Origin of the sequence: Tropicibacter naphthalenivorans (genome assembly GCF_900176475.1) — a bacterium.
GTDB lineage: Bacteria > Pseudomonadota > Alphaproteobacteria > Rhodobacterales > Rhodobacteraceae > Tropicibacter > Tropicibacter naphthalenivorans.
In genome coordinates this window covers 220,466-244,393 of record NZ_FWXX01000003.1, presented here as the reverse complement: position 1 = coordinate 244,393, position 23,928 = coordinate 220,466, and the positions used below count along the sequence as shown (strand labels likewise).

Here is a 23,928-nt window from a genome sequence, read left to right as displayed (position 1 = left end):
CCGTTGCCCTTGCGTGAATGGACAGGGCTGGGGAAAACCACTAGCAACGTAAGGGAAACAATACCCGAGTAGAGGTAATCATGGCGGACAGAGCTTTGGACAGGCGCCCGAGAGGCCGCGCCAGAACTGCGCTATTGGCGGGCGCATCGTGGATGCTCATGAGCACCGCTGCGATCCCGGACACCGCGCAGAATGCGCCATCGTATAACCTGTATGGCTCGCCCGGTCTGGTCGACATGCCCAGCGCCGAAATGCTGCCTGATGCCGAGCTTGCCGCGACGGTGTCGAACTTTGCCGGCATTACGCGGACCACGCTGACCTTCCAGATCATGCCACGCCTATCCGGCAGCTTTCGCTATTCATCACTTGAAAACTTCGATGGAACGAACAAGCGCTTCGACCGCAGTTTCGACCTGCGCTACCAGCTGCTGACCGAAGGAGATATTCGCCCTGCCGTTGCCATCGGCCTTCAGGATTTCATCGGCACTGGTATCAACAACGGCGAATACATCGTCGCCACCAAGACGCTGGCCCCGGGGCTAAAAGCCACCGGCGGCGTCGGTTGGGGGCGCCTTGGCAGCTACAAATCCTTTGCGTCGGTGGGCACACGCCCCGCTGTGGATTTCGGCAAGGGCGGCACACCGACCACTGCCCAATGGTTCAAGGGCGACATGGCCTTTTTCGGCGGCGTCTCTTATGCGCCCAACGACCGGCTGAACTTCAAGCTTGAATACTCATCCGACGATTACGCGGTCGAAGCCGCGCGTATGGGTCTGAACAAGACCAGCCCGTGGAACTTTGGCATGGACTACCGCTTCAAAAGCGGTGTGCAGCTGTCGCTCTACCACGTTTTGGGCACCGAGGTCGGCGCGCAGCTGACCTTGGCCACGAACCCCAAGCGTCTTGGCATTCCCGGCGGTCTGGAAACGGCGGGTCTGCCGGTGGCCCCGCGCCAGCCTGCGGATGTGCGCGATCTGGGCTGGACCGGCGACAGCGCCAAACAGGCCGGTGCCATCAAGACGCTGCGCGACCTGGCCGCCAAGGATGGCCTGTCGGTCGAGGGTGTCTCTCTTGACGCGCACCGCGCCACGGTACGGCTGCGCAACACGCGTTTCGGTTCTGAAGCGCAGGCGATTGGCCGCACCGCCCGCGCCATGACCCGCAGCCTGCCTGCCTCGATCGAAGAGTTCGTCATCGTTCCGGTGGTCAACGGGATGCCCATGTCGGCGGTCGTTCTGAAGCGCTCGGACCTTGAACGCCACGAACATGACGCCGCCGACGAGATGTTGGCCCGCGCCAGCATTATCGAAGGCTACGGCTTGGCCCCCAAGGCAGACCCGGGCGTCTACCCCAAGTTCACATGGTCGCTGATGCCTTATGTGGCCCTGTCGGCGTTTGACCCGGACAGCCCGGTGCGCGCCGACCTGGGTGTTCGTGCCGCCGCCGACTATGAAATCACGCCGAACATCGTCGTCTCTGGCGCGGTCACCAAGCGTTTGACCGGCAACCGTGACAGCGTGACCCGTGTCGATGAATCCGCCCTGCCGCGCGTGCGCACTGACCACTCTGTCTATGCGCGCGAAGGCGACCCCGCCATCGAATACCTGCAACTGGCCATGTACGGGCGGCCGGCTGCGGATGTCTATTCGCGCCTGACGCTGGGCTATCTTGAAAGCATGTATGGCGGCGCCTCTGCCGAAGTTCTGTGGAAGCCGGTGGGCAGCCGTCTCGCCCTTGGGGCAGAGCTGAACTATGTGATGCGCCGCGACTATGACCAGTTGTTCGGCTTTCAGGATATGACCACCACCGACCCGGTCACCGGCGCGCGGCGTGAGATCCCCAACGTCAACGGGCATGTCTCGGCCTATTACAACTTTGGCAACGGCTTCCACGGTCAGGTCGATGCGGGCCGCTATCTGGCGGGCGACTACGGCGCAACCGTGTCCTTGGACCGCGAATTCGCCAACGGCTGGAAGGTCGGCGCCTATGCCACCTTTACCGACACGTCCTTTGACGACTTTGGTGAAGGGTCCTTCGACAAGGGCATCCGCTTTACCATCCCGATCGCCAGCCTGATCGGCACCCCGTCGCGCAAGGAAAACGCCGTGACCTTGCAGCCGCTGACCCGCGATGGCGGCGCGCGTCTGAACGTGAACGGGCGTCTTTATAACAAGGTCCGCGACTACCACGAACAAGACGTGACCGACAGCTGGGGGAGGTTCTGGCGATGATGAACTCTTTGCGAATGCGCGCCGGGATGGCCTTTGCCGCCTTGGCGATGCTGACCGCCTGCGGCAACGGTCCTGACAGCAATGTCATCGCCAAGCTGCCCGAAGCGATCAAGGCCGCGCGGCAACAGTCCGCCGCAATCAGCCCCGAGCAGCTGGCCCAGGCGCTGGGCGGCACCACCGGCCCCGTGACCATGTTCGTGATCGAAGACCGCGAGTCCCAGGTCGTGATGGTCGATATCGAAAGCAACGGCCCCTACCACACCTTTGGCGCGTCCTCGCGGCAGGTTGTCGTCATGCGCGATGGCATGATCACCGCCACGCGTGGTCTGGGAGGCGACCTGATGTCCTCGGACGAAGGCGCGCTGCTGTCGCTGGTGCGCAGGCGCTCGGTCGGCACGGCAACCTACGTGCAGCGCTACCTGACGCCCGAAGACGTGACCGAAACGTATCAGTTCACCTGTAAGCTGGACACCGGCGCGACCGTTCCCGTGGTCACCGGTTTGATCAACACCAAGGGGCAGACCGTCACGGCGAAGTGCGGCAACGACGAAGGCACCTTTACCAACACCTATGTGGTCAGCGCCGATGGCTATATCCTGTCGTCACGGGTCTGGCTGGGCAAAACGCTCGGCTACGTGCTGTCTCAGGCGCTGCGGCGCTAACTAGCGGCGGTGCATGGACACGCTGCGGAACACCGTAGCGACCATCAGACGAAAATCAGAACACGGATTGCGCGCCTTGGCATAGAGTATGTCGAGGCGCGCTTTCGTCGGGATGCAGCGTTTGCAGTAGACCTCTTCGGTCTGTTCGGGCGTTTTGCAGGGTTTTAGCAGCCGCTCTTCGGTGCGGTGAAAGGCCAGCGTGGCCAGACCCGTGATACCGGGGCGGTCCCTGAGCACTTCGGCGTAGGTCTCGGGGAACATCTCGACGTAGCGGCGCAAAGGCGGGCGCGGCCCGACAAAGGAAATGTCCCCGCGCAGGATATTCCACAGTTGCGGCAGCTCATCCAGCCGCGTGCGCCGCAGCCACGCGCCCGTCGGCGTGATCCGCGCGGCCTTGTCCCCGCCGGACACGCCTTGGTCGGCCTCTGCCACGGTCATGGTGCGGAATTTCCACAAAAGAAACCCCTGCCCCGGTGCCTTCATTCGTTCGGATTTATACAGGATCGGCCCGCCTTCGCGCGCAAGCAGCAGCACCGCCACGTAGAGGATCAGCGGCAAGAGCACCACGCCAAGCACCAGCGCATAGAGGATATCCAAACCCCGGCGCAAAGGCGTCATGGCCAGACCCTGGTGGCTTTGACATCCGCGATGATCTGCCTCGCGTCCGATGCCCCAGCCCCCAGCGCGCACAGCCCTTGCAGGCGCGTGGTATCCAGAACGACGTTCTGCGGGACGCCCTTTGGCGGTTGGGCCCAAGTGATCTGACACGCCGCCGCCTGCGCCAGATCCTGCATCCGCACCCCTTTGGGCGCGCCGACATTATAAATGCCCCGCGCCTCGGGCGAGGTGATCAGCGCGTGGATCACACGGGCCAAGTCCTGCGGCGCGATGTAACTGCGCGACGGCCCCTGCCCGTCCGCAAAGCGATGCAGGTGAATGCTGCCGCCGGGCCGCATATTGCCGAACAGGCTCTCTGCCCCCGCGACACTGCCGATCCGCAGGATCACAGGTGTCGGGCCGGGCGCGTCTTGCAACGCCCTTTCCATCGCCAGCTTGGCCGCGCCGTAGGGGGTCGGCGGGTCCAGCCGCGCCGCTTCGCCCAAGGGGTGATCCTCGGGCCGGTAGACCGCGGCGCTGGAACAGTGCAGCACCCGATCGGCACCGACGCTTTGCCCGAACTCTTGCGCCCTGATCGCCAAATCCACGTTCTGCTGCAAGGCCGCCGGGTCGGCCCCTGTCACCCCCCACAGCGCCAAAACCGCGCGGGCCTTTGGCACATTGGGAAGGTCTTGCTCTGGCCGCCACTGCAACCCCTCGGCATCCTCCGGCGTCTGGCGGAAAATCGGTATGAATTCCAACCCGTTCGCCTGTCCGGCCCGCCACACCGCGCGCAGCAGACGGCCCACTTTGCCGCTGGCGCCCAGCACATACACGCGGGTCTGAGTTGCATCAGTTGTATCGGACACGGCGCATAGGTCTTTCATTACACTCCAGACATGAGTATCACCGAGACTATAAGCTAAAAAGCGCAAAACATTCGCGGGATGTCGGGGGGCACGTGACGTCGTCTATCAGGATTTTGGCAATGTTGGCGGCCCTGCTGGCCGTCTCTGCCTGTAGTTTGCCGCGCGGGGCTGCGCTGCAATCGGAAATCGTCAAAGAGCAAGCCTCTGACGTGCCGACCTTTGAGGTCGTGCCGGTCACGCGCGCCAATATTCCCGGCCTGCTGGCCTGGCCCGAAACCGGCTGGCACGGGCATTATCACTGGCCAAATGCCTCCAGCGGCAGCGCCTCTTCGGTGATCCGCACCGGCGACCGGCTGGACGTGACCATCTGGGACAGTCAGGAAAACTCTTTGCTGACCAACCCCGGCGAGCGCTTTACCAAGATCGACGCGGTCGAGGTGGACGCCAATGGCTCGATCTTTTTGCCCTATATCAACAAGGTTGGCGTGCGTGGTCTGACCCCGTCCGGCGCGCGGGCCAAGATTCAAACGCGTCTGGAAACCATCGTGCCGTCGGCGCAGGTGCAGATCAGCCTGCAACAGGGGCGCAACCATGCGGTGGATGTGGTCGGCGGTGTGGCCAAGCCCGGTGCCTACCCGATGCCGTCCCGCAACTACAAGGTGCTGAACCTGCTGGCCGACGCGGGCGGTATCCCGTCCGGCTTGCGCAATCCGCGCGTGCGGCTGCTGCGTGGCTCGCACACCTATGAAATCTCGGCGGATTTGCTGTTCGACAACGGCTCCAAGAACGCGCTGCTGCACCCCAACGACACCGTCATCGTTGAACAGGACGACCGCAGCTTTACCGCGCTGGGGGCCTCTGGGATCGAAGACCTGATCTACTTCCCCAAGGATACGCTGACCGCTTTGGAAGCCGTGTCGCTCATGGGCGGTCTGTCCGACAGCCGCGCCGACCCCGAAGGCGTGCTGGTGCTGCGCGAATACAAGGCCAGCTCTCTGGGCAAGGGGCCGACGATGCAGCAGGTGGTCTTTACCTTTGATCTGACCAGCGCCGATGGGCTCTTCGCGGCGCGCAAGTTCCCGATCAACCCCGGCGATACGGTTCTGGCGACGGAATCGCCTGTGACCAACGCCCGCACGATCTTTGGCCTGATTGGCTCGGTCTTTGGGGTGACGAACCAGCTGGGCAACGCGGTCAACTAAAACCTGCCCCATCAAAGCAAAAGGCGCGCCCGGATGGACGCGCCTTTCGTGTTTCAAATGGGCCGGATTATTCCGCTGCCGGGGCCGGGGCAACCGATGCCAGATAGGCGTAGACGTCTTCGGCACCTTTGCGCAGCTTGAAGGACATCTTGGACCGTGCGCCACCATCTTCGAGGTACTCGCGCAAGAAGCCGGTCGGATCGGCAACATAGGCCTCAAAGGTCTCTGCGTCCCAGACCAGACCGTTTTCACCGGCGGTCACCAGAGCGTCGCCGTATTTGAACCCTTCAACGGTGCCAGCCTGACGACCAATGATGCCATAGAGGTTCGGGCCAGTTTTGCCGCCCTTTTTGATTGTCTCACCGTCGGCGTCCTGGATCATGTGGCAGGCTTTGCACTTGCCAAAGGTCTTTTCACCCTTGGCCACATCGCCGGCGCCGGCGTGGCTGTCAGCAAAAGCAGAGGTCGCGAACGTCGCTGCGGCGATCATCGTGGCGATTTGGAATTTCATCGTAGTACTCCCTTTCGAGCGTCTCCTGACGGGTTACATAGCGCAAATGATATGTCGTCAACAACCAGGGCCAAGTGCGACCTTCTGCGCATCCACGGGAACGTGAACCGCCTAGATTCGCGACTAAAGGCGTATTTACCGCGTATCTTTACCGCGTCCGGCGCAGATAAACGTAATACGCCCCTGCCCCGCCGTGCTTTTGGTGCGCCTCGGAAACCTGCAAGACGACCTGCGCGATGGGCGGCATCCGCAGCCACTGCGGCACTTGGGTTTTCAGCACGCCGCGCCGCCGGGGCATCGGATCATAGGGGTCTTCACGGCTGCCTTTGCCGGTAATCACCAGCACAAGGCGCAGCCCACGCGAATGCGACGTCATGATAAAGCGGCCCAGCGTCGGGTGCGCTTGATCAATGGTCATGCCATGCAGGTCGATGCGCGCTTCGGGCACCAGCTTGCCGCGCTTCATGCGGGTGAACGCCTTGGAGTCCATCTGCACGGGGGTGGCGTTCAACCGCTGCGACGTGGTCTTGGGGAAGTAATGGGTTTCCGTATGCGGCGGCGCGCTTTCACCCAATGCAAAGGACGGCATCGGCGGGGGGCTCTCACGCTTGCGCGGTTCGGGCTTTTTGGGCGGAACAGGGTCGATTTTGGCGGGACGTTTCACCAAAGGTTCAGCACTTTTGGCAATCTGCTGCCAAAGCTCGACCTCATCGGGCCGCAATCGACGTTTGCTCATTGGATCGTGTCCGGCAACAGGGCGTAGGCGCGCTGGATCGGCATCAAAACCACCATGCGGCCGGGGTCTTTCATCCGGCCCGCGATCTTGCCGGCCTCATCGCCGGTGCCGATGAACAGGTCGGCCCGCTGTGCGCCCTTGATCGCAGACCCCGTGTCCTGCGCGATCATCAGGCGGTTGATCGGGGTCGCCCCGCCTTTTTCCAGCCAGACCGGCGCGCCAAGCGGCGTGAATTTCGGATCAACAGCGATCGAGCGCATGGGCGTGATTGACCGGCTCATGGCACCAATCGGGCCTTTGTCTGCCGGGATCTCGCTGACTTCGCGGAAGAAAACATACGAATTGTTGTGGTGCAGCAGCTCTTGGCCCGCCTGCGGGTTGCGCCGCACCCAATTGGCAATGACCTGCGCCGAGACCTGATGCGCGTTGTAAATTCCACGCCGCACCATTTCCTGCCCGACAGAGCGGTAATTGTGCCCGTTGGCCCCCGCATAGCCCACCCGGATCATTCGCCCATCGGGATAGCGAATGCGGCCAGAGCCTTGGATTTGCAGGAAAAACAGCTCGACCGCATCGTCGACCCATGCGATTTCCAAACCTCGCCCGGACATTACGCCAGAGGTTTCAATCTCGCGCCGGGTCAGCCAAGGCCGGATTTTGCGCGCCTCGGGCGGCATCTTGTAAACCGGAAAGCGATAGCGCGCGGTCGGCACCGGAGAGCCGCTGAGTTCTGGTTCGAAATAGCCGGTGAACAGCGGATCGACGCCCTCTTCGGTGATCATCACCGGGCGGAACAGCAGCTCGAAAAAGCCCTTGGCGTCGGTCGCCTCTTGCGCCAGCGCGCAAAGCGCATCCCAATCGGGATCATTTAGCCGATCGCAGGTGTTGCGAAACGTCTCAAGCGCCGCCTGATGGGTGTCGTCCTCCCAGCCTTGCAGGTCCTCGAACCCGAGGATCGCAAAGCTTGGCTCTGTCTGAGCAGAGGCGGACCCCGTCATGGCGGCGATCAGGAAAGCAACGGCAAGGGCAATTCGGGTCATTCGTCCGTGGCGGAAAGCTGCCAATTAGGATCATCGCTGCCCATCACGCGGGCGTAGGTCCAGACGTCTTTCTGACGCTTGATGTCCTTGGGCGACCCTTCGACGATCTCGCCGTTGGCATCGCGCACAACCGAGGTCAGCTCGCCCACGTATTTCACCGAAATCTCGGCGCGGCGGGTGTTGGCGTCGAACGTGGCATCGGCCAGCGACAGCTCGCGCACGCCGATAAATTCGGCCTCAATGCTCAGACCTTGCTCGGCGCGGGCGGCAATCACCTGCTCAAAGGTCTCGTACACGTCATCGTCAAGGAAGGGACGCAGGTCTTCGATCTCGCCGTTTTCAAAGCCCATCAGGATCATCTCATAGGCGCCGCGCGCGCCCGACAGGAAATCGGACACGTTAAAGCTGGGCTCGACGCGCTTCATCTCGGCCAGGGCAAGCGCGGCATCGCTGCCGGCGGGCACGTGGTCGGTGATGTCCAGATCCGGGCCACCTTCGATCACTTCGAAATCGCGGCGGGCGTCATTGCGCGGGGCAGGCGCGGGCACGGGGGGCTTTTCAAAGCCTTCGCGCGTACCAAGGACACTCCGCAACCGCAGAACAAGAAAGATCGCAATCCCGGCAAGGACCAGCAGCTGGAGAATGGGAGAGTTCATCGGCACCTCATGTTGGGGTGTGCATGGAAAATGGTCGTTCGACTTCCTATGTAGGTGCTGACTACGGGTGAGTCCACCTGAGCCGAGAAAAGGAGACCTGCGACATGTGGCTGTTTTTGGCCTTTCTGTCCGTACCGCTGATTGAAATCGCCCTGTTTATCCAAGTCGGGGGTCTGATCGGTCTGTGGCCAACGCTGCTGATCGTCATTCTGACGGCGGTTCTGGGTACCTATCTGGTCAAGGCGCAGGGGCGGCTGGCGATGAACGACCTGCGGCGCAGCTTTTCCGAGCTGGACGACCCGTCAGAGCCGCTGGCCAATGGCGCTATGATCCTGATTTCGGGCGCTTTGCTGCTGACGCCGGGGTTTTTCACCGACGCCGTGGGCTTTGCCCTGCTGGCCCCGCCGGTGCGCAGGGCTGTCTATAATTATGTGCGCCAGCGCGTGACCGTCTCGAGCTTTCAGATGGGGCCAGATCCCTATCGCGATGCGCCGCGCGACCCGCGCCGCGGTCCCGATGACGTCATCGAAGGCGAGTTCACCGAGGTGCCGCCGGGGAAATCGCCCAATCATCCCGGCTCTGGCTGGACGAGGCATTGAGACCCCCCAAAGCCCCTGCTAAGCCTAAGCGCAGATTTTAATGGGAGACAAATCCATGACCGAGACCAACGGTGCCGCCGAGGCGCCTCAGGCCCCCAAAATGAACATTTTGGCTCAATTCATTCGTGACATGTCCTTCGAGAACATCCTCGCGCAAAAAGGCGTGTCGGGCGAAGTGCAGCCGGACGTGCAGGTTCAGGTGAACCTTGATGCGAAAAAGCGCACCGCTGAGAACCAGTACGAAGTGGTGATGAAGCTGAAAGTGGACTCCAAGTCCAAGACCGGCAGCGACCAGCTGTTCCTGCTGGAGCTGGACTACGCCGGCGTTTTCCACATCGAAAACGTGCCCGAAGAGCAGCTGCACCCCTTCTTGCTGATCGAATGCCCGCGGATGCTGTTCCCGTTTGTGCGCCGCATCGTGTCCGACGTGTCGCGTGACGGTGGCTTCCCGCCGCTGAACCTGGAAACCATCGACTTCCTCGCGCTGTACCGCAACGAGCTGGCGCGCCGCGCGGCTCAGCAGGAAGCTGTCGGTCAGGCGTGATCAGAAGCGTGCTTTAGAGTTTGCTCCAAAGCGCGTTTTCCCCCATCTTCTCGACAAAGGCGGCGTGGGCCGCCTTTTCTTTTTCGGTGATGCGATCGGGCAGGGGGGTCGGCCGCGGTTTTGGCCGCCAATTCGTCTCTACTTCACCGGAACTTTGCTTTTGCTCGACCGGGGCCAGACCAAAATCGGGCTGCTTACCACCGATCAGCTCAAGGTAAACTTCCGCCAAAATTTCCGAGTCGAGCAGCGCGCCGTGCAGCGTCCGGTTCGAGTTGTCGATGCCAAAGCGGCGACACAGCGCGTCCAGCGTCGCGGGCGAGCCGGGGAATTTCTTGCGGGCAATCGCCAGCGTATCGAGCGCGCGGTCAAAGTCGATCTGCGGCAGACCCATCCAACGCAGCTCGGCATTGAGAAACTTCATGTCGAACTTGGCGTTGTGGATCACGAGGATCGAATCCTCGGCGATGAAATCCAGAAACGCCTGACCGATCTTGGCAAAGACCGGCTTGTCCTTCAGCAGCACCTCGCCGGGGTTCGCCGGACGCGGGATCGGCAGCAAATCCGGGCCGATGCCGTGCACGCCAAAGGCTTCTTCGGGCATGTCGCGTTCGGGGTTGATGTACTGGTGGTACGTGCGGCCCGTGGGCATGTGGTTGAACAGCTCGACCGCGCCAATTTCGACGATGCGGTCGCCGCTTTCGGGGTCAAAGCCGGTGGTTTCGGTGTCGAGGACGATCTCACGCATGGCTTAGTCTTTCCTCTATCTGGCGAATGATGTCTTGGACCTGTGACTTAGCGTGCTGAAACGTATCCGTCTCGATCACCCAATTTGCCTTGGCACATTTTTGCGCATTCGGCATCTGGCGGGCTAGGATGCGGTCAAGGTCCGCCTCGGTCATGGTGCCGCGCGCCAGAACCCGCTCGCGCTGAAGTTCAGGCGAAACAGAGACACATGCGGTGGCGTCCATCTCGGCATCACCGCCGGTTTCGAACAGCAAAGGCACGTCGAAAACGCCGATCCGGTCGGCGTATTCTACGACAAAGTCGGCGCGATCCTGTTGGACAAGCGGATGCACGATGGCCTCGATCCGGGGCAGGGCGGTCGGGTCGCTCGCGATGATCTCGCGCAGGGCGTCACGGCTGACCGCGTCGTCCTTGATCGCCTGCGGAAAGATCAACTCCATCGGCGCAACCGCAGCGCCCGAGGCGGAATAGAGCCGATGCACAGCCGCGTCGGCATCCCAAACGGCACAGCCCGCCTCGGCGAACATCTGCGCCGTGGTCGATTTGCCCATCCCGATGGAGCCGGTGAGGCCCAGTTTAAACCTCATCGCAGAACAGCCGCGCGGGTGGCGTCATCCACCTCGGGGCGCTCACCGAACCAACGTTCAAAGCCCGGAACCGCTTGGTGCAGCAGCATCCCCAAACCGTCGACAGTGGCGCAGCCTTGATCCTGCGCGACGCGCAACAGGCGGGTTTGCAGCGGCGTATAAACGATGTCCGTCACCAACATGCCGGGTTCCAGCGCATCCAGCGGCACGCGCAGCTCCGGCTTGCCGGTCATCCCCAGGGAGGTGGTGTTCACCACGGTGGTGCAACCTTCGACGATGTTCCCGGCCTGAACCCAGTCGTGCACCGTAATACGGTCGCCAAAGTCCTCGCGCAGCTGCTCGGCGCGATCCCGAGAGCGATTGGTCAGCCGGATTTCCGGCACGCCGACGTCCAACAAGGATGCAAGGATCGCCCGCGCTGCACCGCCAGCCCCGAACACCGTCGCCGGACCGCCGGTCGGATCCCAATCCGGCGCATTTTGCCGCAAATTTTCGACAAATCCGTAACCATCGGTGTTGTCGGCGTGAATCGTGCCGTCCTCACGGAATACCAGCGTGTTCGCCGCGCCGATCTGCACCGCGCGATCTGACACGTGATCGGCGATCTCCATCACGCGCTCTTTATAAGGAATGGTCACGTTGCAACCGACAAAGCCCAGATCGGGCAGGGTACGCAGCACGCTTTCCAGCTTGTCCGCCGCGATGTCCATCGGGATGTAATGCCCTTGCAAACCCATCTTGCGCAGCCAATGGCTGAACAACCGAGGCGAGCGGGAATGCGCAACCGGCGAGCCGATGACACCGGCCAGAGGGATACGATCAACTGTCATGCTGGGATGGTTCCTCGGATTGAAAGAAAGTTCAGAAGTTCGAGCAGCGGCAGGCCCAAAATGGTGAAATGGTCGCCCTGGATGTGCGAAAACAGGCGCACGCCCTCGCGTTCCAGCTTGTAGCCGCCCACGGACGTGCCGATGTCGGGCCAATTGCGGTCGAGATAGTCCTCTAAGTACGCGTCAGACACGTCGCGCATGGTCAGCCGTGCGATACCCACATGCCGCCAGATCGGCTCTGCGCCTTGATAGATGACAGCGGCGGACAGCAAACGGTGCGTCTTGCCACGCAGGCGTTCTATCTGAGCGCGAGCTTCTTCAACCGTTGCGGGTTTGTTAAGAATTTCCTGCTCGAATGCCAGAACCTGATCGCATCCCAGGACCATGGCCTCGGGGTTCTTGCGGGCGACCTTCTGGGCTTTGGCTTCGGCGAGAACGTCGGCAATGTCCCTTGGGTTGGCCTCTTCGGCCTCAAGCCCGGCGCGGATCGAATCTTCATCGACGCGGGCCGATTCCGTAAGAATCGACAGCCCGGCAGATCGGAGCATTTCGGCGCGGATTTCAGAGCCGGAGGCGAGGATCAAGTCAAAAGACATGGGGATAAAATCGGGGAAATTCCTGTTGGTGGGTACAGGAATGTTTCTGGGGAAAAAGGGGCTGACTTGCAAGCGTGCGGATAACCCCCCGAGTCGTGCAAGCTCTCGCAAGAGTTCTGAGTCTGTGGGAAAGGATAACTTGCCCCCTTGGACAACTCACCAGATCGGGGGAGTGTCCACGCGTTGTGGAAAAGCTCTGCACCGCAGAAACCCCATGCCAAAAGGGCGTTCGTTACAAAATTGTTAACTTTTTCCCGATTTGCCCCATAGATATCCACACGATGTTTCCTTGTGGACGAAACCCGTGGAAAACAAGTTATCCACCGTTTCAGAGCCCCCATACAAAATCAAAATCCTTAAATCTTTCTTTCTTTATTTAAGAATTCCCGAGAGCGGGAACGCGAGATTGACTCGAGGCCAAGGGGTAGGGTAGGACGCATCAACTCCTCTTCTGGAGCGTTTTTCCAAGATAGTTAGACAGGCGGGCCGTTCACGGTCCGGACAGGGCGTGCCATGAGCAACGAAAGACTGGAACTCGCAGACCTCAAGGCCCAGAGCCCCAAGGTTCTGCTGTCGATGGCCGAAGAGCTGGAGATCGAAAACGCCTCGACCATGCGCAAGGGCGAGATGATGTTCCAGATCCTGCGCGAACGCGCGGATGAAGGCTGGGAAATCTTTGGTGATGGCGTTCTGGAGGTCCTTCAGGACGGTTTCGGCTTTCTGCGCTCGCCCGAGGCGAACTATCTGCCGGGTCCCGACGACATCTATGTGTCGCCCGACATGATCCGCAAACACTCGCTGCGCACCGGCGATACCATCGAGGGCGAGATCAAGGCCCCTGACAATGAAGAGCGTTATTTCGCGCTGGTGAATGTCACCAAGATCAACTTCGAAGACCCGGAGAAGGCGCGTCACAAGATTGCCTTTGACAACCTGACGCCGCTGTATCCCGACGAGCGCCTGAAGATGGAAATCGAAGATCCGACGATCAAGGATCGTTCGGCCCGGATCATCGACCTGGTCTCGCCGATTGGGAAAGGTCAGCGTTCCCTGATCGTGGCACCGCCGCGCACCGGTAAGACGGTTCTGCTGCAAAACATCGCCAATTCGATCGAAAAGAACCATCCGGAGTGCTACCTGATCGTTCTGCTAATCGACGAACGCCCCGAAGAAGTGACGGACATGCAGCGTTCGGTGAAGGGCGAGGTCGTGTCCTCGACCTTTGACGAACCGGCGCAGCGTCACGTAGCCGTGTCGGAGATGGTCATCGAAAAAGCCAAGCGTCTGGTCGAACATAAACGAGATGTTGTTATCCTTCTCGATTCGATCACAAGACTTGGTAGAGCTTTCAACACAGTTGTGCCGTCTTCGGGTAAGGTTCTGACCGGCGGTGTGGACGCAAACGCTTTGCAACGTCCCAAGCGTTTCTTTGGTGCCGCGCGCAACATCGAAGAGGGTGGGTCGCTGACCATCATCGCGACGGCACTGATCGACACCGGTTCGCGCATGGACGAAGTCATCTTTGAAGAATTCAAAGGCACGGGTAACTCGGAAATCGTTCTCGATCGTAAAGTTGCGGACAAGCGCGTGTTCCCGGCGATCGACATTCTCAAGTCCGGCACCCGGAAAGAAGACCTGCTGGTCGATCCGGTCGACTTGCAGAAAACCTTTGTTCTGCGCCGCATCCTGAACCCGATGGGGACGACGGACGGCATCGAATTCCTGATTTCCAAGCTGAAACAGACCAAGACGAACTCCGAGTTCTTCGATTCCATGAACAAGTGATGTCGTGATGGACACCATTTTTGCTCTCGCCAGCGCCCCGGGTAAAGCCGGGGTGTCTGTGATTCGTATATCCGGATCACAAGCCTTTGATGTTGTTAAGCAATTGGCGGGGCGGGTGCCGAAACCTCGCTTTGCAGCACTGTGCAAACTCGTCGACGAGCATGGCGTTCACCTGGACGAAGCCTTGGTCCTGACGTTCGATGCTGGTGCGAGTTTCACCGGAGAGCGCGTCGCTGAGCTACAAGTTCACGGATCCGTTGCCGTTGTTCAGGCGATTTTGGACGTTCTGGGTCAGATTGACGGTTTGCGTTTGGCCGAGCCCGGTGAATTCACGCGCCGCGCGTTGGAAAACGGGTGCATGGACTTGACCCAGGTCGAAGCGTTGTCAGATCTGATCGAGGCAGAGACGGAGGCACAACGAAAGCACGCTCTGACCGTTTTGTCCGGCGCGTTGGCTGAAAAGGTGACGGATTGGCGGACCAATCTGATCCGCGCCGCCGCCTTGTTAGAGGCGACCATTGATTTCGCCGATGAAGAAGTGCCCGTTGATGTTACGGACGAAGTGCGCGAGTTGATTACGGGCGTTTTGGCAGACATCCAATCGGAATTGTCGGGTTTGTCGGTGGCCGAACGCGTGAAATCAGGCTTTGAGGTCGCCATCGTTGGTCCGCCGAACGCGGGAAAGTCGACGCTATTGAATTACCTCGCCGGTCGCGACGCCGCGATTACGTCAGAAGTTGCAGGCACGACGCGCGACGTGATCGAAGTGCGGATGGACATCGGCGGGATGCCGGTGACATTGCTGGACACTGCCGGTCTTCGCCAAACCGACGACATGGTCGAGGGCATTGGTGTAGAGCGGGCAAAAAGCCGAGCAGATTCAGCTGATTTGAGAATACACTTGGTCCCGGAAGGCGAGATGCCTTTGTTGGATGTTCGGGAAGAAGACATCGTGGCCGCAGCAAAACAGGACGTCCCCGGATTTGGGCTTGGCGTTTCCGGAAAAACTGGGAACGGCGTCGATTTTCTGGTCGGAAAAATCCGCGCAATCCTTTCTGAACGTTCGGCAAATCTTAGCCTAGTGAGCCGCGCGCGGCATAAAACGGTTCTGACGGATGGGATTTCTCATATACAGTCAGCGCTGTCCGGGCTCGATGATGGTCCGGATTTTTATGATATCACCAGCGAAGAGGTCAGGGTTGCGATTCGCGCTCTAGAGTCACTCTTGGGGCATGTTGATGTTGAACACTTGTTGGATGAGATATTCTCAAGTTTCTGCGTTGGGAAGTGAGGAGTGTTTCACGTGAAACATTATGACTTTGATGTCGTCGTTGTCGGCGGGGGCCACGCTGGGACAGAAGCTGCGGCCGCCTCGGCACGGATGGGTGCTAAAACTGCCCTGATAACTCTGCGCCATGGTGATCTCGGTGTCATGTCGTGTAATCCCGCGATCGGTGGCCTGGGAAAAGGCCACTTGGTCCGCGAGATCGATGCGATGGATGGGATAATGGGCCGGATCGCAGACCAAGCGGGCATTCAATTCCGCCTTCTGAACCGTCGAAAAGGACCGGCTGTTCAGGGTCCGCGCACCCAAGCGGATCGCAAGCTGTATCGCCAGGCGATGCAGAAAGAAATTGCGGGCACGCCCAATCTGTCTGTGATTGAGGCTGAGGTCACGGATTTCATTATGAACGCTCAAGCGATCCATGGTGTGGTGCTGAAAGATGGGTCGGAGGTGCGCGCAAAGGCTGTTGCTTTGACGAGTGGAACGTTCCTCCGTGGAATTATTCACATCGGAGATGTCCAAAAGCCTGGTGGTCGCATGGGTGATGACGCGTCTGTCATGCTTGCAAATCGCATTGATGAGCTTGATCTTCCATTGGGCCGATTGAAAACAGGAACTCCGCCAAGACTGGACGGCCGTACAATTGATTGGAGCGGTTTGGATGAGCAACCCGGTGATGATATCCCCGCGATGTTTTCATTCTTCTCCAAGCGCCCGATTGCCCAACAAATATCTTGCGGGATAACACACACTTCGGAAGCGACACACGATATCATCCGTGAAAATCTTGAACGATCCGCGATGTACGGTGGACATATTGAAGGGGTCGGCCCTCGCTACTGTCCGTCGATTGAGGATAAGGTCGTCCGCTTCAGCGATAAAACCTCTCATCAAGTCTTTTTGGAACCTGAAGGTTTGGATGACCCGACCGTTTATCCCAACGGTATTTCGACTTCACTGCCGATAGATGTCCAAGAGGCATACGTGCGGACGATCAAAGGCCTCGAAAATGTCACGATATTGCAGCCTGGCTATGCCATTGAGTACGACTATGTGGATCCTCGCGCCCTTAGTAGCACATTAGAGTTGCGCGAAGTTTCCGGCCTATTCTTGGCTGGGCAAATCAACGGAACCACAGGCTATGAGGAAGCAGCAGCCCAAGGTCTCGTCGCGGGTATGAACGCGGCTGCGAAAGCCAGGGAACAAGACAGTGTTCAATTCTCTCGGACCGATAGTTACATTGGCGTGATGGTGGATGATCTTACCACGAAGGGTGTGACAGAGCCGTACAGAATGTTCACAAGCCGGGCAGAGTTCCGCTTGACCCTACGTGCCGATAACGCAGATCAACGTCTGACTCCCAGGGCAATTGCTCTTGAGTGTGCTTCCGATGCGCGGAAAGCTCTGTTCCATGAGAAAATTGAGCGATTGAATTCTGGTCGTCGCCTTATGTCAGAAGTGCAATTTTCGCCAAATCAATTGCGGTCCGGCGGGATCGAGGTCAACCTTGATGGCGCTAAGCGGACAGCATTTCAGATGCTGGCTTTCAAGGATGTTTCGCCAGAGCAGATTGTCCGCCTAGATAGCCGGCTCCTCGATCTTTCAGAAGAAACGCTCGAGCAGCTTGGTCGAGAAGCCCTTTACGCAAACTACATTGATCGGCAAAATCGTGACGTCGAAAAGCTTCGGAAGGACGAAAACTTGGTCATACCGGCAGATTTTGACTATCAGGGTCTCTCCGGCTTGTCGAATGAGCTGCAGCTAAAGCTGTCTTCTGTGCGGCCCGAAAATATTTCTCAGGCGTCGCGCATCAACGGAATGACGCCAGCCGCTTTGTCGCTTTTGGTTGCTAAAATTCACTCTCGTCTGCGTAAGGCCTCTGCGTAAATGCCTAAACTTGATCTTGCGGGGCTTGATGTTTCACGTGAAACAATCGAGCGGCTAGAAGCTTATGTCGCGCTTCTTGAAAAATGGAATCCAAAGATAAATTTGGTTTCACCTGACACTTTGGACAAGGCTTGGGAACGTCACATCATTGATTCCGCTCAGCTGGTCGTGCTTTCCAAAAAGGAGCATAGCAGTTGGGTTGATATTGGGAGTGGCGGAGGGTTTCCAGGAATGGTTGTTGCCGCGATCCTGCATGAGATTTCGCCTGAAAGCCGCATCACTTTGATCGAAAGCGATCAGCGGAAATCAACTTTTCTACGGACTGTGAACCGAGAGCTTGGGTTAAACGTGTTTGTAAAAACCTCTCGGATTGAAGATTGCCCTGAAAGCAATGCCCAGATCGTTTCTGCCCGCGCGCTGGCTCCTCTGCCCAAGCTACTTGGTTATGTTGCGCATCATCTCAACACGACCGGCACGGCGCTGCTGCAAAAAGGTCAGTCGTGGGAAAAAGAAGTTGCCGACGCCCAGACGTCATGGAAATTTATCTACACGGCGCATAAAAGCGTAACTGACCCGTCATCGGTTGTTCTGGAAATTAAGGATATTGAGCATGTCTGATCCCACACGTCCGGCTGGGCCAAAAATTATCGCCATTGCCAACCAAAAGGGCGGTGTTGGCAAGACGACGACGACGATCAACCTCGGCGCGGCACTCAGCGAAATGGGCTTGAATGTGCTGGTTGTTGACCTTGATCCGCAGGGGAATGCTTCGACCGGGCTTGGGATCGAGCCGGAGGACCGCGAATACACAACCTATGAATTCATCCTTGAAGACATTGCGCTGGACCAAGTGATCCTCAAAACCAGCACCAAAAACCTGTCTCTGATCCCGGCGACCGTGGATCTCAGCTCGGCTGATATGGAACTGATCTCGAACGAAAAGCGCAGCTTTTTGCTGCACGATGCTTTGCGTCAGCGTGGGATGGATGCCTACGCCTTTGATTACATCCTGATTGATTGCCCGCCGTCGTTGAACCTTCTGACTGTGAACGCAATGGTCGCGGCGCACTCGGTTTTGGTACCTTTGCAGTCCGAATTCTTTGCGCTCGAAGGGCTCTCGCAGCTGATGTTGACCATCCGCGAGGTTCGCCAATCGGCGAACCCGGATTTGCGCATCGAAGGTATTGTTCTGACGATGTACGACGCCCGCAACAACCTGTCCCAACAGGTCGAAGCGGATGCGCGGGATAACCTTGGCGATCTGGTATTTTCGGCGGTTATTCCTCGGAACGTGCGTTTGTCCGAGGCGCCGTCTTACGCGATGCCGGTGCTTAGCTATGACACGTCGTCCAAAGGGGCGGCTGCATATCGTGCCTTGGCCGCCGAATTGATGAAGAAAAACGAAAAACTCGCCGCCTGACGCGGCTCAGAAAAAGAGGCAAACATGGCAGAGAAAAAAGATCAGCGTCGGGGTTTGGGTCGCGGTTTGTCCGCTTTGATGGCGGACGTTCACCCGGTCGAAGAGCAGCGCCAGCCCGATGCGCCGCGCCGTCCGGATCGTTTGGTGCCGATTGAAAACATCGTGCCGAACCCGGATCAGCCGCGCCGCACTTTCACCGAGCCGCAGCTTGAAGAACTGGCGAACTCGATCAAGACCAAGGGTGTGATCCAGCCGCTGATCGTGCGGGTGAATCCTCGGGATGAGAGCCAGTTTGAAATCGTTGCGGGTGAACGGCGTTGGCGCGCGGCGCAGATGGCGCAGTTGCACGAACTGCCCGTTTTGGTGCGTGAATTCAACGACACCGAAGTGCTCGAAGTCGCGATCATCGAAAACATCCAGCGCGCCGATCTGAACCCGATCGAAGAGGCGGCGGGCTACAAACAGCTGATGTTCAAGTTTGGCCACACGCAGGAAAAGCTGGCCGAAGCCCTGGGCAAAAGCCGCTCGCATATTGCGAACCTCATGCGTTTGCTGAACCTGCCGGACAGCATTCAGACATTGGTGTCCGATGGGGCGCTGAGCGCGGGTCATGCGCGCGCGTTGATCACCGCGACGAACCCCGAAGAGCTGGCCAAGACCGTGGTCGAAAAGGGTCTGTCGGTGCGCGAAACCGAGCGCCTCGCCAAGGGTGTCACCGCGCCCGCTCCGAAAATCGGCACTGCTGCACCCAAAGCCAGCACGGAAAAAGACGCGGATACCCGCGCGCTCGAAGGCGATCTGACGGCAGCTTTGGGAATGAAAGTTTCGATTGATCACAAGCCGGGGCAGGAAAAGGGCCGGATCAGCATCTCTTATGAAACACTCGAAGAGCTTGATCTGCTCTGCGGCGTGTTGAGCTCTGCCCGTTAAGGCAGAAGCTCTTTTACAATCGAATTCAGAACAAGACGGCCCTCTGGTTTTACCCCGAGGGTCGTTTCGTTTTTCCAGACCAGCCCCATGTCGATCAGCCCGTCAATCGCCGCATCCGGCGCGATCAGCGGATCCCAAGACCGCAGTAGCTGTAAATCTAGACCTTCGGGAATACGCAGCCCCATCATCAGGTATTCACCCGCAATTTCTTGGGGATCTAGAACGCGAGACACCTGATCGGCGTTGCCGGCTTCGGCCTCGGCCAGCCATTTACCGGGCATCTTCCACGCTTCATTGGCGACACGCTGGGGCAGGGACAGGCGACCATGCGCGCCGGGACCAACACCTGCCCAATCCCCGTACCGCCAATAAATCAGGTTGTGCCGAGATTCCATGCCGGGGACGCAGTGGTTCGACACCTCGTAGGCGGGCATCCCGGCGGCATCGCAAAGCTCTTGGGTCATTTCGTACATATCGGCGGACAGGTCTTCGTCCGGCAGACCGCGCAGTCGGCCCGCGTTCATGCGGTCGCCAAAGGCGGTGCCTTGCTCGATGGTCAGCTGATAGAGCGACAGATGGGACACGCCCATAGCCAACGCCTCGGTCAGCTCATCGCGCCATGCGTCTAGGGCTTGGTCTTGGCGCGCGTAGATCAGGTCGAAACTGACGCGGTTGAATACGCTCTGCGCCACCTCGATGGCGGCTTTGGCTTCGGCCACGTCATGCAATCGGCCAAGCCGGCGCAGGTCGTCGTCCCGCAGGGACTGCACACCCAAAGAGACCCTGTTCACGCCTGCTTCGGCGATCCCCCGGAACCGGCCCGCTTCGACCGAAGAGGGGTTGACCTCCAACGTGATCTCGATGTCGTTGGCCCAGGTCCAGCAGTCCCGCGCGGTGTCCAAAACCGCCGCCACCGTTTCGGGCAACATCAGCGACGGTGTCCCGCCGCCAAAGAAAACCGAGGTCAACACACGGCCCGGTGTTGCCTCGGCGACGCGCCGGATTTCGGCGCAAAGCGCGCGGGCCCATCGAACTTGGTCGATCTCCCGCACCACATGAGAGTTGAAGTCACAATAGGGGCACTTCGCCTCGCAGAACGGCCAGTGGACATAAAGCCCAAAGCCGCCCCGTTGCCAGTTATCCGTCAAAGCAGCCCTGCATCAGTTTGGCCAGCGCGTTGCGGCGGTGGCTGATCTGGTTCTTTTGCTCGGCGGGCATTTCGCCCAGCGTGATGTCGAACCCGTCGGGCTGAAAGATCGGGTCATAGCCGTGACCTTCGGCGCCGCGCATCGGCCAGACAACCGTGCCTTCGACCGTTCCGGGAAAGACTTCGTCGTGACCGTCGGGCCAAGCCAGCACCAGCGTGCAGCAGAAGCGCGCGGTCCAGGGCTGGGGCTTGCCGGTTTCCAGCAGGCGGTCGTGGGTCTTGCCCATGGCCATGATGAAATCGCGACCCTTGCCGGTTTCGGCCCAATCGGCGGTGTAAACACCGGGCGCGCCATCCAGCGCGTCGATCTCGATCCCGCTGTCGTCGGACAGGGCAGGGATGCCAGTCGCCTTGACCGCCGCGTGGGCTTTGATCCGGGCGTTTTCCACAAAGGTGGTGCCGTCCTCGACCGGCTCGGGCAGATCCATATCCGCCGCGCCGACAACCTCGATCCCGTGGGGGGCCAGAAGAGCTTTGAACTCTTCCAGCTTGCCCGCGTTGTGGGTTGCGATCAGCAGTTTCTTGTCCGTGAACTTGCGGGTCATGCGGTGGCTGCCAACTGTGCTGCGACCAGTTCGTTCACGCCCTTTTCCGCCAGACCCATCAGTTGGTCCATCTGGGCGCGGGAAAAGACAGACCCTTCGGCGCTCATCTGCACTTCGATCAACGAGCCATCGGCGCGCAGGATAAAGTTGCCGTCAACGCCCGCCTCGGAATCCTCGGGGTAGTCCAGATCCAGCACCGGCTGACCGGCGTAGATGCCACAGGACACAGCCGCCACCGGCGAGATCAGCGGATCGGTGACGATGTCCTTGGCCTTGAGCAGCTTGTTCACCGCCAGACGCAGGGCGACCCAACCGCCGGTGATCGACGCGCAACGGGTGCCGCCATCGGCTTGGATCACGTCACAGTCGACGGTGATCTGACGCTCGCCCAAGGCATTGCGATCAACGCCTGCGCGCAGGGCGCGGCCAATCAAACGCTGGATTTCCACGGTGCGCCCGCCTTGCTTGCCCGAGGTCGCCTCGCGCCGCATCCGCGACGTGGTCGAACGGGGCAGCATCCCGTATTCGGCGGTGACCCAACCTTGGCCCGAGCCCTTGATGAATGGCGGCACGCGCGGCTCCAGCGAGGCGGTGCACAGCACGTGGGTGTCGCCCATCTTGATCAGGCAAGAGCCCTCGGCATGTTTGATCACGTTCGTCTCGATTGAAACTTCGCGCATTTGGTCTAAATTACGTCCCGAAGGTCTCATGGCGTATCCTCTTGTCTGTTGGGCCTTGGGATAGACGCCGGACCCACTACGGTGCAACCCCGATTGACGATCCTGCTCAAGCGTCTTTAATGACCTCCTAAGAGGCGAGACATGACACAGGCCAAAGAACTGCTTACGCAAATGAATGACCGCTCGCGCGAGGTGTTTCGTCGCGTGGTCGAAGGTTATCTGGAAAGCGGCGAGCCGGTGGGGTCGCGCACCCTGACGCGCACCCTGTCGGAAAAGGTATCTGCCGCGACGATCCGCAACGTGATGCAGGATCTCGAATTCCTCGGTTTGCTCGACAGTCCCCATGTGTCCGCCGGGCGCATCCCGACACAGATGGGGCTGCGGATGTTCGTCGATGGCTTGCTAGAGGTGCGCGATCTGGACCACGATGACCGGCGCAAGCTGGACGAGACGATGGGGTCGAACTCTGACAACGTTGGCGGGCTGTTGGACCGGGTCGGCTCTGCCTTGTCTGGTGTCACGCAAGGCGCGTCGCTGGTTTTGACGCCCAAACACGAAGCGCCCCTGAAGCATATGGAGTTTGTCAGCCTCGCCGCTGACCGCGCGCTTGTGGTGCTGGTCTTTGCCGACGGGCATGTGGAAAACCGCGTCTTTACGCCTCCGCCGGGGCAGACGCCGTCGTCGATGCGCGAGGCGGCGAATTTTGTGAATGCTCTGCTCGAAGGGCGCACCCTGTCCGAGTTGCGCACCGTCATGCGCACGGAAATCCAACGGCGCCGTCAGGAAATCGACGTGCTCGCCGCCGAACTGATCGATTCCGGCATCGCCGTCTGGGAAGGCGAGGGCAACACATCAGAGCGACTCATCGTGCGTGGCCGGGCGAATCTTTTGGGCGAAGACGTCCCCGAAGAAGACCTCGACCGCATTCGCACGCTGTTTGATGACCTAGAACGCAAGCGGGACATTGCCGACTTTCTCGAACTGACCGACGAAGGCGAAGGTGTGCGCATTTTTATCGGCTCTGAGAACAAACTTTTTTCTCTTTCGGGTTCCTCTCTGGTGGTCTCTCCATATATGAACGCAGACCGAAAGATCATCGGCGCGGTTGGGGTCATCGGTCCCACGCGCCTCAATTACGGTCGGATCGTTCCGATCGTGGACTATACCGCACAACTGGTCGGCAAGCTTATCACCGACCGGAGCTAGAGGTGAAACATGGCAGAGAACAAAGACGAGTTCCTGGACGATATCGAAGCCGCCGAGGCCGAAGCATACGAGACCGAAGAGATGGATGACGAGGCCATCGAAATCGATTCGCTGCGCGCCGAGCGGGACGAGTACAAAGACAAGTTCATGCGCGCGCTGGCTGACGCGGAAAACGCCCGCAAGCGTGCCGCCAAGGATCGCCAAGAGGCAAACGCCTATGGCGGCACACGCATCGCCCGCGACTTGCTGCCTGTGTATGACAACCTGAACCGCGCACTGGCCGCAGCCAAGGAAGAGGGGGCTGAGGCCTCGAATGCGCTGGTCGAAGGTGTTGAACTGACGCTCAAAGAGCTGCTGAACGTGTTTGACCGCCACGGCGTGACGCGCATCAGCCCGCAGGTCGGTGACCGGTTCGACCCCAAGGAACACGAAGCGATGTTCGAAGCTCCGCTGCCCGGTACCAAGGCCGGCGACATCATCCAGGTTTCCGCCGAGGGCTTTTTGCTGAACGACCGTTTGCTGCGTCCGGCGCAGGTCGGTGTCAGCTCGATGCCGGGTTAAGGTTTTACCTTCACAAAA

General features: G+C 59.7%; 26 protein-coding genes. 13 read left to right on the top strand and 13 right to left on the bottom strand.

The window, feature by feature from the left end:
* Positions 1-152 precede the first annotated feature (152 nt).
* Together B9A11_RS09100 and B9A11_RS09095 are read left to right on the top strand one after the other, a co-directional pair.
* Complete coding sequence (locus B9A11_RS09100; protein ID WP_234988781.1) at positions 153-2,231, top strand: YjbH domain-containing protein; 2,079 nt, start codon at positions 153-155, stop codon at positions 2,229-2,231.
* Complete coding sequence (locus B9A11_RS09095; protein WP_083499876.1) at positions 2,228-2,893, top strand: YjbF family lipoprotein; 666 nt, start codon at positions 2,228-2,230, stop codon at positions 2,891-2,893. The genes B9A11_RS09100 and B9A11_RS09095 overlap by 4 nt, the downstream gene beginning before the upstream one ends.
* Here the strand turns inward: B9A11_RS09095 and B9A11_RS09090 are convergent, their stop codons facing one another.
* Together B9A11_RS09090 and B9A11_RS09085 are read right to left on the bottom strand one after the other, a co-directional pair.
* Positions 2,894-3,511, bottom strand: coding sequence for a sugar transferase (locus B9A11_RS09090; RefSeq protein ID WP_058248078.1), 618 nt, complete (start codon positions 3,509-3,511; stop codon positions 2,894-2,896).
* Positions 3,508-4,359 carry an NAD-dependent epimerase/dehydratase family protein gene (locus B9A11_RS09085; RefSeq protein ID WP_159452486.1) on the bottom strand — a complete coding sequence of 284 codons (852 nt, stop codon included), beginning with the start codon at positions 4,357-4,359 and terminating at the stop codon, positions 3,508-3,510. Before B9A11_RS09085 ends, B9A11_RS09090 begins: the two co-directional genes overlap by 4 nt.
* Before the next feature lie 119 nt (positions 4,360-4,478).
* Between B9A11_RS09085 and B9A11_RS09080 the strand changes: the two genes are divergently transcribed.
* A complete protein-coding gene (locus B9A11_RS09080) occupies positions 4,479-5,561 on the top strand; it encodes a polysaccharide biosynthesis/export family protein (protein ID WP_058248076.1) in 1,083 nt (360 codons plus the stop codon).
* A 67-nt stretch (positions 5,562-5,628) separates the two neighbouring features.
* Here the strand turns inward: B9A11_RS09080 and B9A11_RS09075 are convergent, their stop codons facing one another.
* From B9A11_RS09075 to B9A11_RS09060, 4 genes are all read right to left on the bottom strand, one after another.
* Positions 5,629-6,072 (bottom strand): c-type cytochrome, encoded by a 444-nt coding sequence (locus B9A11_RS09075; RefSeq protein WP_058248075.1) that lies wholly within the window; start codon positions 6,070-6,072, stop codon positions 5,629-5,631.
* A gap of 148 nt (positions 6,073-6,220) precedes the next feature.
* On the bottom strand, positions 6,221-6,808 hold the full coding sequence (locus B9A11_RS09070; RefSeq protein WP_058248074.1) for a Smr/MutS family protein: 588 nt from the start codon (positions 6,806-6,808) through the stop codon (positions 6,221-6,223).
* Positions 6,805-7,848, bottom strand: coding sequence for a murein transglycosylase A (gene mltA / locus B9A11_RS09065; protein ID WP_083499874.1), 1,044 nt, complete (start codon positions 7,846-7,848; stop codon positions 6,805-6,807). Before mltA ends, B9A11_RS09070 begins: the two co-directional genes overlap by 4 nt.
* Positions 7,845-8,504, bottom strand: a complete 660-nt coding sequence (locus B9A11_RS09060) for a Tim44/TimA family putative adaptor protein (protein WP_058248073.1) — start codon at positions 8,502-8,504, stop codon at positions 7,845-7,847. The genes mltA and B9A11_RS09060 overlap by 4 nt, the downstream gene beginning before the upstream one ends.
* A gap of 104 nt (positions 8,505-8,608) precedes the next feature.
* Here B9A11_RS09060 and B9A11_RS09055 point away from each other — a divergent pair, with 104 nt between their 5' ends.
* Together B9A11_RS09055 and secB are read left to right on the top strand one after the other, a co-directional pair.
* A complete protein-coding gene (locus B9A11_RS09055; protein ID WP_058248072.1) occupies positions 8,609-9,103 on the top strand; it encodes an FxsA family protein in 495 nt (164 codons plus the stop codon).
* 55 nt (positions 9,104-9,158) lie between these two features.
* Complete coding sequence (gene secB / locus B9A11_RS09050) at positions 9,159-9,647, top strand: protein-export chaperone SecB (RefSeq protein WP_058248071.1); 489 nt, start codon at positions 9,159-9,161, stop codon at positions 9,645-9,647.
* A gap of 13 nt (positions 9,648-9,660) precedes the next feature.
* Here the strand turns inward: secB and dnaQ are convergent, their stop codons facing one another.
* Genes dnaQ through B9A11_RS09030 form a run of 4 tightly spaced genes read right to left on the bottom strand, consistent with a single transcriptional unit; the run spans position 9,661 to position 12,404 of the window.
* Positions 9,661-10,392 carry a DNA polymerase III subunit epsilon gene (dnaQ, locus tag B9A11_RS09045; RefSeq protein ID WP_058248070.1) on the bottom strand — a complete coding sequence of 244 codons (732 nt, stop codon included), beginning with the start codon at positions 10,390-10,392 and terminating at the stop codon, positions 9,661-9,663.
* Positions 10,385-10,978, bottom strand: a complete 594-nt coding sequence (coaE, locus tag B9A11_RS09040; RefSeq protein ID WP_058248069.1) for a dephospho-CoA kinase — start codon at positions 10,976-10,978, stop codon at positions 10,385-10,387. Before coaE ends, dnaQ begins: the two co-directional genes overlap by 8 nt.
* Positions 10,975-11,808, bottom strand: a complete 834-nt coding sequence (locus tag B9A11_RS09035; RefSeq protein WP_058248068.1) for a shikimate dehydrogenase — start codon at positions 11,806-11,808, stop codon at positions 10,975-10,977. The genes coaE and B9A11_RS09035 overlap by 4 nt, the downstream gene beginning before the upstream one ends.
* Positions 11,805-12,404: a Maf family protein gene (locus B9A11_RS09030; protein WP_058248067.1), complete on the bottom strand. Its 600-nt coding sequence runs from the start codon at positions 12,402-12,404 to the stop codon at positions 11,805-11,807. Before B9A11_RS09030 ends, B9A11_RS09035 begins: the two co-directional genes overlap by 4 nt.
* 513 nt (positions 12,405-12,917) lie before the next feature.
* Between B9A11_RS09030 and rho the strand changes: the two genes are divergently transcribed.
* Genes rho through B9A11_RS09000 form a run of 6 tightly spaced genes read left to right on the top strand, consistent with a single transcriptional unit; the run spans position 12,918 to position 19,711 of the window.
* Positions 12,918-14,189: a transcription termination factor Rho gene (rho, locus tag B9A11_RS09025; RefSeq protein WP_058248066.1), complete on the top strand. Its 1,272-nt coding sequence runs from the start codon at positions 12,918-12,920 to the stop codon at positions 14,187-14,189.
* Between the two features lie 7 nt (positions 14,190-14,196).
* Positions 14,197-15,480, top strand: coding sequence for a tRNA uridine-5-carboxymethylaminomethyl(34) synthesis GTPase MnmE (gene mnmE, locus B9A11_RS09020; protein WP_058248065.1), 1,284 nt, complete (start codon positions 14,197-14,199; stop codon positions 15,478-15,480).
* A gap of 3 nt (positions 15,481-15,483) precedes the next feature.
* Positions 15,484-17,361: a tRNA uridine-5-carboxymethylaminomethyl(34) synthesis enzyme MnmG gene (gene mnmG, locus B9A11_RS09015; protein ID WP_083499872.1), complete on the top strand. Its 1,878-nt coding sequence runs from the start codon at positions 15,484-15,486 to the stop codon at positions 17,359-17,361.
* Positions 17,362-17,979, top strand: a complete 618-nt coding sequence (gene rsmG, locus B9A11_RS09010; RefSeq protein ID WP_058248063.1) for a 16S rRNA (guanine(527)-N(7))-methyltransferase RsmG — start codon at positions 17,362-17,364, stop codon at positions 17,977-17,979.
* Positions 17,972-18,781, top strand: a complete 810-nt coding sequence (locus B9A11_RS09005; protein WP_058248062.1) for a ParA family protein — start codon at positions 17,972-17,974, stop codon at positions 18,779-18,781. The genes rsmG and B9A11_RS09005 overlap by 8 nt, the downstream gene beginning before the upstream one ends.
* A 24-nt stretch (positions 18,782-18,805) precedes the next feature.
* Positions 18,806-19,711 carry a ParB/RepB/Spo0J family partition protein gene (locus B9A11_RS09000; RefSeq protein ID WP_058248061.1) on the top strand — a complete coding sequence of 302 codons (906 nt, stop codon included), beginning with the start codon at positions 18,806-18,808 and terminating at the stop codon, positions 19,709-19,711.
* On the opposite strand, the gene hemW is transcribed toward B9A11_RS09000, so the two are convergent.
* Genes hemW through rph form a run of 3 tightly spaced genes read right to left on the bottom strand, consistent with a single transcriptional unit; the run spans position 19,708 to position 22,173 of the window.
* Positions 19,708-20,859 carry a radical SAM family heme chaperone HemW gene (hemW, locus tag B9A11_RS08995; RefSeq protein WP_058248060.1) on the bottom strand — a complete coding sequence of 384 codons (1,152 nt, stop codon included), beginning with the start codon at positions 20,857-20,859 and terminating at the stop codon, positions 19,708-19,710. The two genes, B9A11_RS09000 and hemW, sit on opposite strands and share 4 nt — an antisense overlap.
* Positions 20,849-21,463, bottom strand: coding sequence for an RdgB/HAM1 family non-canonical purine NTP pyrophosphatase (gene rdgB, locus B9A11_RS08990; protein ID WP_058248059.1), 615 nt, complete (start codon positions 21,461-21,463; stop codon positions 20,849-20,851). The genes hemW and rdgB overlap by 11 nt, the downstream gene beginning before the upstream one ends.
* The gene (gene rph / locus B9A11_RS08985; RefSeq protein ID WP_058248058.1) at positions 21,460-22,173 is read right to left on the bottom strand and encodes a ribonuclease PH; all 714 of its coding nucleotides are present in this window, start codon (positions 22,171-22,173) and stop codon (positions 21,460-21,462) included. The genes rdgB and rph overlap by 4 nt, the downstream gene beginning before the upstream one ends.
* A 111-nt stretch (positions 22,174-22,284) precedes the next feature.
* Between rph and hrcA the strand changes: the two genes are divergently transcribed.
* Complete coding sequence (gene hrcA / locus B9A11_RS08980) at positions 22,285-23,349, top strand: heat-inducible transcriptional repressor HrcA (protein WP_058248057.1); 1,065 nt, start codon at positions 22,285-22,287, stop codon at positions 23,347-23,349.
* Between the two features lie 9 nt (positions 23,350-23,358).
* Complete coding sequence (locus B9A11_RS08975) at positions 23,359-23,910, top strand: nucleotide exchange factor GrpE (protein WP_058248056.1); 552 nt, start codon at positions 23,359-23,361, stop codon at positions 23,908-23,910.
* Positions 23,911-23,928: the final 18 nt, after the last annotated feature.